This window comes from Pseudomonas sp. DTU12.3 (assembly GCF_004124275.1).
GTDB lineage: Bacteria > Pseudomonadota > Gammaproteobacteria > Pseudomonadales > Pseudomonadaceae > Aquipseudomonas > Aquipseudomonas helmanticensis.
On the sequence record NZ_CP027218.1, the window covers coordinates 2,752,319 to 2,764,908 of the forward strand.

The following is a 12,590-nucleotide window of genomic DNA, read 5'->3' on the forward strand; positions in this document are numbered from 1 at the left end:
TCCACACACGGCCTCATCCAGAAACAATGTCAAACGCAGCGCTACCCAAAACCACCCCATTAACCATCACCCGCACCCCATGCCACCCCACAAAATGCTTGCGCGTCGTAAAATCCTTAATCACCTGCCGCCGCCCCATAACCACCTCGCGAAACCCCACCAAATCCACCACCTTCAACTTGAAAACCTTCCGCGAAACCCCGCCATTCGCCTTCACATAGTCAATCGCATAATCAATCACCAACCGCTGCTCATGCGCCACCGTCGACTTCACCGTAAACGACAAAACAATCGCATCCCCCAGCCGCACCACCGCCGGCTCAACCCGCACATCCACCAGTTCAACCTCAGCCTTCTTCCCCGCACCCATCACCGTCAACGCGCGCATGTCCCCCTGCTTGATCAAACTCCGCAACGCATGCTTGGCAATCCAGGCCGTACGCTTATCCTCCAGCGACCACCCTTCAATTACATCCAGTACCCAAGCGGGATGCACCTTCGTCACATCATTCAAATGATTCGCCACCGACTTGCGCACGTACAAACTCTCGTCCGCCTTCAACCGATCCAATATCCCCGCCGTCAATCGCGGATCCGCCTGCACGGCTTCCAGTCGAAACGACCAAGGCAGGCGAGGGCGGCTGCCTTCGCTGGCTAAGCGACGTACATGGTGATTCTCATCCAAAGCCCAGTCGTGCATCAGTTCCAGCGCGCGTTCCAGATCACTGCGCAGAAAGTGGCGGATGGCAAATTCCGATGAGCCGAACGTGGTGAAGTACTTCAGCGCATCCATCGACGTATCAAACGCATGCCCGCCATAGCTGGCGACATAGTGCGGCAAGCACATGCTGACGAATCCGCTGTTCAGCTTCGGAGCGAGTTCAAACAGAACCTTGAGGGAATCCTCGTACGCCATCGGCAGCACGGCGTGCAGGCTTTCGCTGACACGGGTCATGCGCTGCATCACCGATAGCTCGGCGAGGCCTTCATTGGCGTGCTTGAGAAATGCCTTGGCTTTGAACGCGGGATACACCGCGCTCATTTCGTCGGCGATATGCCGCAAGCGTTCGGCGTTGAAGATTTCCTTGAGGGCGGGAGCGGCAGTTTCGGTGGCGCTCATGGTCAGGTCATCGGTGTGCTGATGAAGGCTTCGAGGCTTTCCGCGTATGCAGTGTATTGGGCGATGCGCGGGTAGCGGTCGTTGTCGATCTGGTCGGGCACGACGAGGCCGGTGAAGCTCCACGCGACAGCAAGGCTGATGCCGTCCTGAGCGAGGCTGCCGTCGGTGGGCAAGTGGTGGGTGTCGAGTTCTGTTTCCAGCGCGGTGAACGCGGCGGCGAGTTGGCTTTCGACGCGTTCGATCCACGGCTGGTATTGGATGTCGGCCGGGCGCAGGTTGCGTTCGTAGTAGAGCTGCACGGCTTTTTCGCAGGCGGCGAGGCTCAGGCCGATCAGGCGCAGGGCGCGGGCGCGTTGGCTCAAGTCGGTCGGCAGCAGGCTTTTGCCTGAAGCAGACTCGAGGTAGTCGAGGATCAGCGTGGAGTCCATCAGCACCACGCCGTCATCGAGAATCAGCGTCGGCGCTTTGACCACCGGGTTGATCTGCTGGAATTGCTCGAAGTGGCGGAACACCGAGACCGCCTCGTGTTCGAGGTCGATCCCTAAGCGTTTGGCGGAGATCGCCACGCGCCGCACGTAAGGAGAATCGAGCATGCCGATCAGTTTCATGACGCGTTCCTTCAAGTCGAACCGGTGGGAAGGCATAACCTAGCCGAGCTTGAAGGAATTGTCAGTCGTCGAAGCCGACCTGTTCGTGAATTTCGTCGACCTTGAGTTCCAGGCGATAGGCGACGGCGATGAACAGCGCCTGGCACAGGCACAACGTCGCGCTCAGCGAGCGGAAGGCGAAGGAGCTGCCTTCGTTGACCAGCAACACGGTGTTCGCGCGTTTGGCCAGCGGCGAGAGGTTGCTGTCGGTGAGGATCAGGGTTTTCGCCTGATGGTGCTGGGCGATGCGCAGGCAGTGTTGGGTTTCCTTGGCGTACGGGGTGAAGCTGATTGCGATGACCAGATCGTTGGCGCGCACGCTGCGCATCTGTTCGCGGTAGCTGCCGCCGAGGCCGGAGACCAGGTGGATGCGCTTGTTGGTGTGTTGCAGGTTGTAGACCAGGTAGTCGGCGACCGCGAAGGAGCGGCGCACGCCAACCACGTAAATGTTGTCGGCGTTGACGACGAGGTCGACGGCTTTTTCGAACGCGGCGTCGTCGAGTTCCTGGCCGAGACGTTCGATGCCGGAGAGGGTGGCGTCGATGCATTCACGGGCGAGGTCGCCGCCGCTGGCCTTCTGCGACTTGTTGGCGATCATGCTGCGGATGCGTTGCTGGTAGTTCTGCACCGGCGTGGCTTTGTGCGTGTAGGCCTCGCGGAACAAGGCCTGCATTTCGCTGAAACCGCTGAAGCCGAAGCGCTGCGAGAAACGCACGATGGCCGACGGGTGCACTTCGCACTCGCGGGCGATGTCGCTGATGCGATCGACCATGATCCGGTCGCTCTGCTGGCTCATGTAACTGGCGATGCGTTTGAGCTGGCGCGGCAGGGCTTCATATTCTTCGGTGATCAGTTGCAGCAGGCGCTCGGCATTGATCGGGGGGCTGGCGAGGTCGCGCTCGGACGTTGGCTCGTCGGTAGCCGGCTGATCGGTGCGGGACATAAAGAATCCTTCTGGCTTGTTCTTATAGGGCTGACGAATCGGTCAGCCCCTGACAATAGGTGGGCTGTGCGCAGTCTACAGGGTAGGCCGGAATAAAATCTCCGGCATGCAATCGGCGCTCACGCTGCTGAATCGATGCACTGCGGCTAGGACGGTCGTACAAAAGTTTATTGGAAAAAATATTCCACGTAAAAATTATTTGGAATATTTATTGATTGTTCGGTTCCAGTCGTTTTAGTCTGCATCCACCAAGAGTGTTCGGCACGGCCACCGTCCCGAACGCAGGCTGATAAAAATAACAGGAGCCAGCATGGGCCAGACTCGTTTTGCCAGTGGGCGTCAATTGGATCTGATTTGCCTGGGGCGCCTTGGCGTCGACCTCTATGCGCAGCAAGTCGGCGCGCGGCTGGAGGACGTGTCCAGCTTCGCCAAATACCTCGGCGGCTCCTCCGCCAATATCGCCTTCGGCACCGCGCGGCTGGGCCTCAAGTCGGCGATGTTGAGCCGGGTCGGCGACGACCACATGGGCCGTTTTCTGCTTGAATCGCTGGCCCGTGAAGGTTGCGACGTCAGCGGTATCAAGGTCGATCCGGAACGTCTGACCGCCATGGTCCTGCTCGGTCTCAAGGACCGCGAAACCTTTCCGTTGGTGTTCTACCGCGAGAACTGCGCCGACATGGCGTTGCGCGCCGAAGACATCAGCGAAGCCTTTATCGCCTCCAGCAAAGCCTTGCTGATCACCGGCACGCATTTCTCCACCGACGGCGTCTACAAGGCGAGCATCCAGGCTCTGGATTACGCCGAGAAGCACAACGTCAAACGCATCCTCGACATCGACTATCGCCCGGTGTTGTGGGGCCTGGCCGGCAAGGCGGACGGCGAAACCCGCTTTGTCGCCGATCAGAACGTCAGCCAGCATGTGCAGAAAATCCTCCCGCGTTTTGACCTGATCGTCGGTACCGAAGAAGAGTTTCTGATTGCCGGTGGCTCGGAGGACTTGCTCACCGCGTTGCGCAATGTACGGCGGGTGAGTGCGGCGACATTGGTGGTCAAGCTCGGCCCGCAGGGCTGCACGGTGATTCACGGGGTGATTCCGGTGCGTCTTGAAGACGGCGCGATTTACCCCGGCGTGCGTGTTGAGGTGCTCAACGTGTTGGGCGCTGGCGATGCGTTCATGTCGGGCTTCCTCGCCGGTTGGCTGGAGGATGCGAGCGACGAGCGTTGCTGCCAGCTCGCCAATGCCTGCGGCGGTCTGGTGGTGTCGCGGCATGCTTGTGCACCGGCGATGCCGACCCGTGCCGAACTCGATTATCTGTTCGACAGCCCGGTGCCGATCACCCGGCCGGATCAGGACGTCACCCTGCAGCGACTGCATCAAGTCAGCGTGCCGCGCAAACAGTGGAAGCAGCTGTTCATCTTTGCCTTCGATCATCGCGGGCAACTGGTGGAACTGGCGCACAAGGGCGGACGCGATCTCGACGCGATCTGCCAACTCAAACAACTTTTCATCCAGGCCGTGGAGCGCGTCGAAGCCGATTTGCGTGAGCAGGGTATCGAGGCTGATGTCGGGCTGTTGGCCGATCAGCGTTTTGGACAGGACTCGCTGAACGCTGCCACCGGGCGTGGCTGGTGGGTGGCGCGCCCGGTGGAGGTGCAGGGTTCGCGGCCGCTGGCGTTCGAGCACGGGCGCTCGGTGGGCAGCAATCTGATTGCCTGGCCGCAGGAGCAGATCATCAAGTGTCTGGTGCAGTTTCACCCGGATGATGAACCGCTGCTGCGCCTGGAGCAGGAAGCGCAGATCAAGGGTTTGTATCAGGCGTCGCTGGTCAGCGGACATGAGTTGCTGCTGGAAATTATTCCGCCGAAGGATCTGCCGGCGGCGCACCCGGACGTACTTTATCGCTCGCTGAAACGCCTCTACAACCTGGGCATTTATCCGGCGTGGTGGAAGATCGAGGCGCAAAGTGCCGAGGAATGGCAACAGCTCGATGAGTTGATTCAAGAGCGCGATCCGTACTGCCGTGGCGTGGTGCTGCTGGGGCTGAATGCGCCGGCGGCGGAATTGGCTGCAGGGTTTCAGCAGGCGAGTCAGAGCCGGACTTGCCGAGGGTTTGCCGTGGGCCGGACGATTTTCCAGGCGCCGAGCCGGGCGTGGATGGCCGGCGAGATCGACGATGAAACGCTGATCAGGCAGGTGCAGGGCACGTTTGTCGAATTGATCGAGGCGTGGCGCTCATCGCGATCCTGAAAAAATACCGCATAACCCCATGTGGGAGCGGGCTTGCTCGCGAAGAGGTCGGCACATTCAACTTTGTTGTCGCCTGACACACCGCCTTCGCGAGCAAGCCCGCTCCCACAGGGGATCTGCGTTGGTTTGAAGATTTTCAAAACAATAAAAGGTGCAGCCATGCCCGCTATCCGAATTGGCATCAACCCGCAGCCGCCCGCTGGCGTGCTGACACACCGCATAACCCCCTGTGGGAGCGGGCTTGCTCGCGAAGAGGTCGGCACATTCAACTTTGTTGTCGCCTGACACACCGCCTTCGCGAGCAAGCCCGCTCCCACAGGGGATCTGCGTTGGTTTGAAGATTTTCAAAACAATAAAAGGTGCAGCCATGCCCGCTATCCGAATTGGCATCAACCCGATCTCCTGGAGCAACGATGACTTGCCGTCCCTCGGTGGCGAGACGCCGCTGAGCACGGCGCTGAGCGAAGGCAAGGAGATCGGCTACGAAGGTTTTGAGCTCAACGGCAAGTTTCCCAAGGATGCCAAAGGCGTCGCTGACGTGCTGCGGCCTTACGATCTGGCGCTGGTTTCCGGCTGGTATTCCAGCCGTCTGGCGCGCCGTTCGGTGGCCGAAGAAATCGACGCCATCGGCAGCCACGTCGAGCTGCTGGCGAAGAATGGCGCCAAGGTGCTGGTTTACGGTGAGGTCGCTGACTCGATTCAAGGCCAGCGCATTGCCTTGGTCGAACGCCCGCGTTTTCACACCGAACAAGCCTGGCAGGCATACGCCGACAAGCTCACCGAGCTGGCGCGTTTCACCCTGTCACAGGGGGTGCGTCTGGCCTATCACCACCACATGGGCGCCTATGTGGAATCGCCGTCGGACATCGACAAGTTGATGGCGCTGACCGGCAGCGAAGTCGGCCTGCTGTTCGATTCGGGCCACTGCTACATGGGCGGTGGCGAGCCGTTGCAGGTGCTGCGCAAACACATCGAACGCATCTGCCACGTGCATTTCAAGGACGTGCGCAAACCGGTGGTGCAACTGGCGCGCAATAACCTCTGGAGTTTCCCCGACTGCATCATCAACGGCACGTTCACCGTGCCGGGCGATGGCGATATCGATTTTGGCGCGTTGCTCGATGTGCTGCTGACCGCCGATTACCACGGTTGGCTGGTGGTCGAGGCCGAGCAGGATCCAGCTGTAGCACCGAGTTATGTCTACGCGAAAAAAGGCTTCGACACCTTGCGTGCGCTGCTCGATGAGAGGACCCGCTGATGAGCCTTTTGGTCAAGAGCAACGCCAGTGGCCGAAGCATGGTCGAGTTGGCCAAGGGTGAGTTGGAATACGTCGGGTTCGCCGCGTATCGCTTGAGTCTCGGCGAAACCTTGCCGGTGGCTGCCGGCGATAAGGAGTTGTGCCTGGTGCTGCTCAGCGGGCGCATCAGCCTCAAAGGCGAAGCGCCGGGGCAGGGCGCGTTCGACTGGGACAACCTTGGCGATCGGCAATCGGTGTTTGAAGACAAGTCGCCGTTCGCCGCCTATTTGCCGCCGGGCAGTCAGGCCCAGGTGACCGCGCTCAGCGACGTGCAAATCGCCGTGTGTGCCGCGCCCGGCTCGCCCGACAACGCTTTCGGCCCACGGCTGATCAGGCCCGACAGCATGACGCGCAGTGTGCGTGGTAAAGGCGCAAACACCCGTTACGTCTGCGACATCCTCCCGGACACCGAGCCTGCGCATTCGCTCTTGGTGGTGGAGGTGCGCACGCCGTCCGGGCATTCGTCGAGCTACCCGCCGCATAAGCACGACACCGACGATCTGCCGCATCAGAGCTTTCTCGAAGAAACCTATTACCACCAGATCAACCCGCCACAGGGCTTTGTGTTCCAGCGCGTGTACACCGACGACCGCAGCATCGATCAGGCCATGGCCGTGGAAAACAGCGATCTGGTCGTGGTGCCTAAGGGTTATCACCCGGTCAGCGTGCCGTACGGCTACGAGTCCTATTACCTGAACGTGATGGCCGGGCCGAAGCGGGTCTGGCAGTTCCATAACGATCCTCAGCACAGTTGGCTGCTCGACCTCTGAATTCCAGCACTTGCACGGAGAACAACAACAATGAGCGACACCCAGGTTTTGGGCCATTACATCAACGGTCAGGTGCAGGACAGCGGCGGCGAACGCTTCAGCAATGTGTTCAATCCAGCCACTGGTGCAGTGCAGGCGCGCGTAACGCTGGCCAGCCAGAAAACCGTCGACGAAGCGGTAGCCTCGGCGCTGCAGGCGTTCCCGGCGTGGTCGGAGCAATCGTCGCTGCGCCGTTCGCGGGTGATGTTCAAGTTCAAGGAACTGCTCGACCGCCACCACCACGAACTGGCGGAAATGATCAGCCGCGAACACGGCAAAGTGCTCTCCGACGCCAAGGGGGAAGTGACCCGTGGCATCGAGATCGTCGAGTACGCCTGTGGCGCGCCGAACCTGCTGAAAACCGATTTCAGTGACAACATCGGCGGCGGCATCGACAACTGGAACCTGCGTCAGCCACTCGGTGTGTGCGCCGGGGTGACGCCGTTCAACTTCCCGGTGATGGTGCCGCTGTGGATGATCCCGCTGGCGCTGGTCACCGGTAACTGCTTCATCCTCAAGCCGTCGGAACGCGATCCGTCGGCAAGTCTACTGATGGCGCGATTGCTCACCGAAGCCGGGTTGCCCGATGGCGTGTTCAACGTCGTGCAGGGTGACAAAGTCGCGGTGGACGCTTTGCTGCAACACCCGGACATCGAGGCGATCTCTTTTGTCGGGTCGACGCCGATTGCCGAATACATCCACCAGCAAGCGACCGCGCGCGGCAAGCGTGTACAGGCACTGGGCGGCGCGAAAAATCACATGATCGTCATGCCCGATGCTGATCTCGATCAAGCCGCAGACGCTTTGATCGGCGCGGCTTATGGCTCGGCGGGCGAGCGCTGCATGGCGATTTCGATTGCCGTCGCGGTGGGTGATGTCGGCGACCAGCTGATCGCAAAACTGCTGCCACGCATCGATCAGCTGAAAGTCGGCAACGGCATGCAGGGCGACAGCGATATGGGGCCGTTGGTGACGGCTGACCACAAGGCCAAGGTTGAAGGTTTTATCGATGAAGGCGTGGCGCAAGGTGCGCAACTGATCGTCGATGGGCGCAACTTCAAGGTGCCGGGCGCGGAGAACGGTTTCTTCGTCGGGGCGACGCTGTTCGATAACGTCAGCACCGAGATGAGCATCTACCAACAAGAGATTTTCGGCCCGGTGCTGGGCATCGTTCGCGTCCCCGATTTCGCCAGCGCCGTGGCGTTGATCAATGCCCATGAGTTCGGCAACGGCGTGTCGTGCTTCACCAGTGACGGCGGCATCGCCCGGGCGTTTGCGCGCACGATCAAGGTCGGCATGGTCGGTATCAACGTGCCGATACCAGTGCCGATGGCGTGGCACTCGTTCGGTGGCTGGAAGCGCTCGCTGTTTGGCGATCATCACGCTTATGGCGAGGAAGGCATTCGTTTCTACAGCCGCTACAAAAGCGTGATGCAGCGTTGGCCCGACAGCATCGCCAAAGGCCCTGAATTCAGCATGCCCACCGCCAAATAACGTCTTTCTGCGGAGAACCACTGTCATGAGCAAACCCCTGCGTTTCGCCCTGAACCGTATGGTCGCGCCACGCTTGTCCCTGCCGGCCTTCATTGAACTGGCGGTAACCCTGAAAGCCGACGCCATCGAGATTCGTAACGACCTCAAGGGTGTCGAGATCGAAGACGGCACCGCGCCTGAGCAAGTGCGTGAATTGTGCGCGGCGAAAGGCATCACCGTGCTGTCGATCAATGCGCTGTATCCGTTTGATGTGTGGAATGACCAGCGTCGTGCGCAGGCCTTGAAGCTCGCCGCGTATGCCCGCGATTGCGGCGCGCAGGGCCTGGTCATGTGCCCGCTGAATGATCGTGCCGACAGCCGCAGCCAGGCCGAACGCGCGGCGGGTCTGCGCACCGCGTTGTCTGAACTGGCGCCGATTCTGCGCGATCACGGCATCCTTGGTTTCGTCGAGCCGCTGGGCTTCGAAGAGTGTTCCCTGCGTCGCAAATACACGGCGGTGGAGGCGATCAAGGCGGTCGGCGGGCTGGATGTCTTCCGGCTGGTGCATGACACCTTCCACCATCATTTGGCCAGGGAGCAGGAGTTCTTTCCCGAGCTGACCGGGCTGGTACATATCTCCGGCGTCGAAGATGCCGAGGCACCGCTGAACAGCATTCGTGATGGTCATCGCGTGCTGGTGGGCGAGGGCGACATTCTCGGGAATGCCGCGCAGATCGAGCAGTTGCTCGCCAGTGGCTACGACGGTTACCTGTCATTCGAGCCATTCGCCGACAGCGTGCATGGCCTGACGGATATCCGCCAAGCCATCGGCGCCAGCATGGCTCACCTGCAAAACTCCCAAAATTGAAGGAGATCCCCTGTGGGAGCGGGCTTGCGCGCGAAGGCGTCCGGGCATTCAACATCAATGTTGCCTGACACACCGCTTTCGCGAGCAAGCCCGCTCCCACAGGATCGCTTTTCACAGCACATAGCGGATACGGCTTCAAAGGAAGGTGCAAGCATGACCACAACAAGACTGACCATGGCCCAGGCCCTGGTGAAATTCCTCGATAACCAGTACATCGAGGTCGATGGGGTTGAAAGTAAATTCGTCGCCGGGATCTTCACTATTTTCGGTCACGGCAACGTGCTCGGCCTCGGTCAGGCGCTGGAGCAGGACAGCGGCGATCTGATCGTCCATCAGGGCCGCAACGAGCAGGGCATGGCGCACGCTGCCATCGGTTTCGCCAAGCAGCACCTGCGGCGCAAGATCTACGCCTGTTCCTCTTCGGTCGGCCCCGGCGCGGCCAACATGATCACCGCTGCCGCCACGGCGACCGCCAACCGCATTCCCTTGCTGTTGTTGCCCGGCGATGTCTACGCCTGTCGCCAACCCGACCCGGTGCTGCAACAGATCGAGCAGTTCCACGACTTGAGCATCAGCACCAACGACGCCTTCAAAGCCGTGAGCAAATACTGGGATCGCATCAACCGTCCCGAGCAGTTGATGACGGCGGCGATCCACGCCATGCGCGTGCTCACCGATCCTGCCGAAACCGGCGCCGTGACGCTGGCCTTGCCGCAAGACGTGCAAGCCGAAGCCTACGACTACCCGGATTATTTCCTGCAAAAACGCGTGCACCGCATCGAACGTCGTCCGGCCACCGAAGCGATGCTCGGCGAAGCGCTGGCACTGTTCAAAGGCAAGCACAAACCGCTGATCATCTGTGGCGGCGGTGTGCGTTACTCCGGGGCCAATGCGGCGTTGCAGGCGTTCGCCGAACGCTTCGACATTCCTTTCGCAGAAACCCAGGCCGGCAAGAGCGCGGTGGTGTCCAGCCATCCGCTGAACGTTGGCGGCATCGGTGAAACCGGTTGCCTGGCGGCGAATCTGCTGGCCAGGGAGGCCGATCTGATCATCGGTGTCGGCACCCGTTACAGCGATTTCACCACGGCGTCGAAATCGCTGTTTCAGCACCCGGACGTGCAATTTCTCAACCTCAACATCAGCCCGTGCGATGCGCTGAAACTCGACGGCGTGCAATTGCTCGCCGACGCCAAAACCGGGTTGCAGGCGTTGTCGCAAGCACTCGGCGATTACCGCTCGAGCTGGGGCGAGCAACCGCGCCAGGCCAAGGCGCAACTGGATGAGGAGGTCGAGCGGATTTATCAGGTCGACTACCAGGCCAAGGATTTCGTCCCGGAAATCAACGACCACATGGATCCGGCCGTGCTGCGTGAATTCATCGAGCTGACCGGTTCGTGCCTGACCCAAAGCCGCGTGCTCGGCGTACTCAATGAAACCCTGGCCGACGACGCGGTGATCGTCGCCGCTGCCGGCAGTCTGCCCGGCGACTTGCAGCGCAGTTGGCGCAGCAAGGGCGTCAACACTTACCACGTTGAATACGGCTATTCCTGCATGGGTTACGAAGTCAACGCCGCGTTGGGCGTGAAGCTCGCCGAGCCTGACCGCGAGGTCTACGCACTGGTCGGTGACGGCTCCTACATGATGCTGCACTCGGAGCTGGCGACCTCGATTCAGGAGCGCCGCAAGATCAACGTGGTGCTGCTGGACAACATGACTTTCGGTTGCATCAATAACCTGCAAATGGAACACGGCATGGACAGCTTCGGCACCGAGTTTCGTTTCCGCAATCCCGAGACCGGCAAGCTCGACGGCGGTTTTGTGCCGGTGGATTTCGCCATGAGCGCGGCGGCTTATGGCTGCAAGACTTACAAGGTGAATAACGTCGAAGAGCTGCAAGCGGCACTGGCCGATGCGCGCTTGCAGACGGTGTCGACGCTGATCGATATCAAGGTGCTGCCGAAGACCATGATCCACAAATACCTGTCGTGGTGGCGGGTCGGTGTGGCGCAGGTGTCGACCAGCGCACGCACCGATGCGGTGGCCAAGACCCTCAATGAACGACTGGCCAAGGCCCGTCAGTACTGATTGCCCCTGAATCGAACAATAATCTCGCAGGAGAGAATCGCATGGCTTTGAAGATTGGCGTTATCGGAACCGGGGCCATCGGCCAGGATCACATCCGTCGTTGCAGCCAGACCTTGCTCAACAGTCAGGTCGTCGCGGTCACCGACATCAATTTGCAGCAAGCGGCGAAAGTCGTTGCCGATCTGAAACTGACCGCCGAGGTCTATCCCGACGGCCATGCGCTGATCAAGGCGCCAGAGGTCGAGGCGATCCTCGTCACGTCCTGGGGGCCGAGCCACGAAGAGTTCGTGCTCGCAGCGATTGCCGCTGGCAAACCGGTATTTTGCGAGAAGCCGCTGGCGGTCACTGCAGCCGGCTGCCGCAAAATCGTCGAAGCCGAAGTCGCCCACGGCAAGCGTCTGGTGCAGGTCGGTTTCATGCGGCCGTACGATGAAGGTTATCGCGCGCTCAAAGCGGTGATCGACAGCGGCCAGATCGGCGAACCGCTGATGCTGCACTGCGCGCACCGCAACCCGAGCGTGGGCGAAAACTACAAGACCGACATGGCGATCACCGACACGCTGATCCACGAACTGGATGTGCTGCGCTGGTTGCTCGACGACGATTACGTGTCGGTGCAAGTGGTGTTCCCGCGCAAATCGAGTAAAGCGCTGGCGCATTTGAAAGACCCGCAAATCGTCTTGCTGGAAACCGCCAAGGGCACGCGCATCGACGTCGAGGTTTTTGTGAATTGCCAGTACGGCTACGACATTCAGTGCGAAGTGGTGGGGGAGACCGGCATCGCCAAACTGCCCGAGCCGCAACAGGTGCAAATGCGCAGCGGCGCGAAGCTGTCGAACGCGATTCTGATGGACTGGAAGGATCGCTTCATTGGCGCCTACGACGTTGAGTTGCAGGCCTTCATCGACGGCGTGCGCGCCGGGCAAGTCGGTGGCCCGTCGGCGTGGGATGGCTTCGCCGCAGCGGTCGCAGCGGACGCGTGCATCGAAGCGCAAAACAACGGGCAGATCGTCAAAGTCACCCTGCCAGAACGCCCACGTTTCTACGGATAACCCCAATCTAATTGTGGGAGCGGGCTTGCTCGCGAAAGCGGTGTGTCA

At 60.6% G+C, this 12,590-nt stretch carries 10 protein-coding genes; 7 read left to right on the top strand and 3 right to left on the bottom strand.

Annotated elements, in window-relative coordinates:
* Positions 1–13: 13 nt before the first annotated feature.
* From C2E19_RS12620 to C2E19_RS12630, 3 genes are all read right to left on the bottom strand, one after another.
* Positions 14–1,120, bottom strand: coding sequence for a DNA alkylation repair protein (locus tag C2E19_RS12620; RefSeq protein ID WP_129392491.1), 1,107 nt, complete (start codon positions 1,118–1,120; stop codon positions 14–16).
* Between the two features lie 2 nt (positions 1,121–1,122).
* Positions 1,123–1,728, bottom strand: a complete 606-nt coding sequence (locus C2E19_RS12625) for a glutathione S-transferase (protein WP_129392494.1) — start codon at positions 1,726–1,728, stop codon at positions 1,123–1,125.
* A gap of 61 nt (positions 1,729–1,789) precedes the next feature.
* Positions 1,790–2,710, bottom strand: a complete 921-nt coding sequence (locus C2E19_RS12630) for a MurR/RpiR family transcriptional regulator (protein WP_129392497.1) — start codon at positions 2,708–2,710, stop codon at positions 1,790–1,792.
* 310 nt (positions 2,711–3,020) lie between these two features.
* Here C2E19_RS12630 and iolC point away from each other — a divergent pair, with 310 nt between their 5' ends.
* The 7 genes from iolC to C2E19_RS12675 all read left to right on the top strand — a co-directional run bounded on the left by iolC (position 3,021) and on the right by C2E19_RS12675 (position 12,542).
* Entirely contained in the window at positions 3,021–4,958 is a 1,938-nt protein-coding gene (gene iolC, locus C2E19_RS12635) for a 5-dehydro-2-deoxygluconokinase (RefSeq protein ID WP_129392501.1), read from the top strand.
* A 367-nt stretch (positions 4,959–5,325) separates the two neighbouring features.
* Entirely contained in the window at positions 5,326–6,216 is an 891-nt protein-coding gene (gene iolE, locus C2E19_RS12645; protein ID WP_129392504.1) for a myo-inosose-2 dehydratase, read from the top strand.
* Positions 6,216–7,025 carry a 5-deoxy-glucuronate isomerase gene (gene iolB, locus C2E19_RS12650; protein WP_129392507.1) on the top strand — a complete coding sequence of 270 codons (810 nt, stop codon included), beginning with the start codon at positions 6,216–6,218 and terminating at the stop codon, positions 7,023–7,025. The genes iolE and iolB overlap by 1 nt, the downstream gene beginning before the upstream one ends.
* A gap of 30 nt (positions 7,026–7,055) precedes the next feature.
* Positions 7,056–8,558: a CoA-acylating methylmalonate-semialdehyde dehydrogenase gene (locus C2E19_RS12655; protein WP_129392509.1), complete on the top strand. Its 1,503-nt coding sequence runs from the start codon at positions 7,056–7,058 to the stop codon at positions 8,556–8,558.
* Between the two features lie 25 nt (positions 8,559–8,583).
* Positions 8,584–9,405, top strand: a complete 822-nt coding sequence (locus C2E19_RS12660) for a TIM barrel protein (RefSeq protein WP_129392512.1) — start codon at positions 8,584–8,586, stop codon at positions 9,403–9,405.
* 153 nt (positions 9,406–9,558) lie between these two features.
* On the top strand, positions 9,559–11,490 hold the full coding sequence (gene iolD / locus C2E19_RS12670; protein ID WP_129392515.1) for a 3D-(3,5/4)-trihydroxycyclohexane-1,2-dione acylhydrolase (decyclizing): 1,932 nt from the start codon (positions 9,559–9,561) through the stop codon (positions 11,488–11,490).
* 41 nt (positions 11,491–11,531) lie between these two features.
* Positions 11,532–12,542 (top strand): Gfo/Idh/MocA family protein, encoded by a 1,011-nt coding sequence (locus C2E19_RS12675; protein WP_129392518.1) that lies wholly within the window; start codon positions 11,532–11,534, stop codon positions 12,540–12,542.
* Positions 12,543–12,590 lie beyond the last annotated feature (48 nt).

Coding starts and splice junctions, on each gene's coding strand:
- C2E19_RS12675 (WP_129392518.1), top strand. CDS start 11,532: ATGGCTTTGAAGATTGGCGTTATCGGAACCGGGGCCATCGGCCAGGAT.
- iolD (WP_129392515.1), top strand. CDS start 9,559: ATGACCACAACAAGACTGACCATGGCCCAGGCCCTGGTGAAATTCCTC.
- C2E19_RS12660 (WP_129392512.1), top strand. CDS start 8,584: ATGAGCAAACCCCTGCGTTTCGCCCTGAACCGTATGGTCGCGCCACGC.
- iolC (WP_129392501.1), top strand. CDS start 3,021: ATGGGCCAGACTCGTTTTGCCAGTGGGCGTCAATTGGATCTGATTTGC.
- iolE (WP_129392504.1), top strand. CDS start 5,326: ATGCCCGCTATCCGAATTGGCATCAACCCGATCTCCTGGAGCAACGAT.
- iolB (WP_129392507.1), top strand. CDS start 6,216: ATGAGCCTTTTGGTCAAGAGCAACGCCAGTGGCCGAAGCATGGTCGAG.
- C2E19_RS12620 (WP_129392491.1), bottom strand. CDS start 1,120: ATGAGCGCCACCGAAACTGCCGCTCCCGCCCTCAAGGAAATCTTCAAC.
- C2E19_RS12630 (WP_129392497.1), bottom strand. CDS start 2,710: ATGTCCCGCACCGATCAGCCGGCTACCGACGAGCCAACGTCCGAGCGC.
- C2E19_RS12625 (WP_129392494.1), bottom strand. CDS start 1,728: ATGAAACTGATCGGCATGCTCGATTCTCCTTACGTGCGGCGCGTGGCG.
- C2E19_RS12655 (WP_129392509.1), top strand. CDS start 7,056: ATGAGCGACACCCAGGTTTTGGGCCATTACATCAACGGTCAGGTGCAG.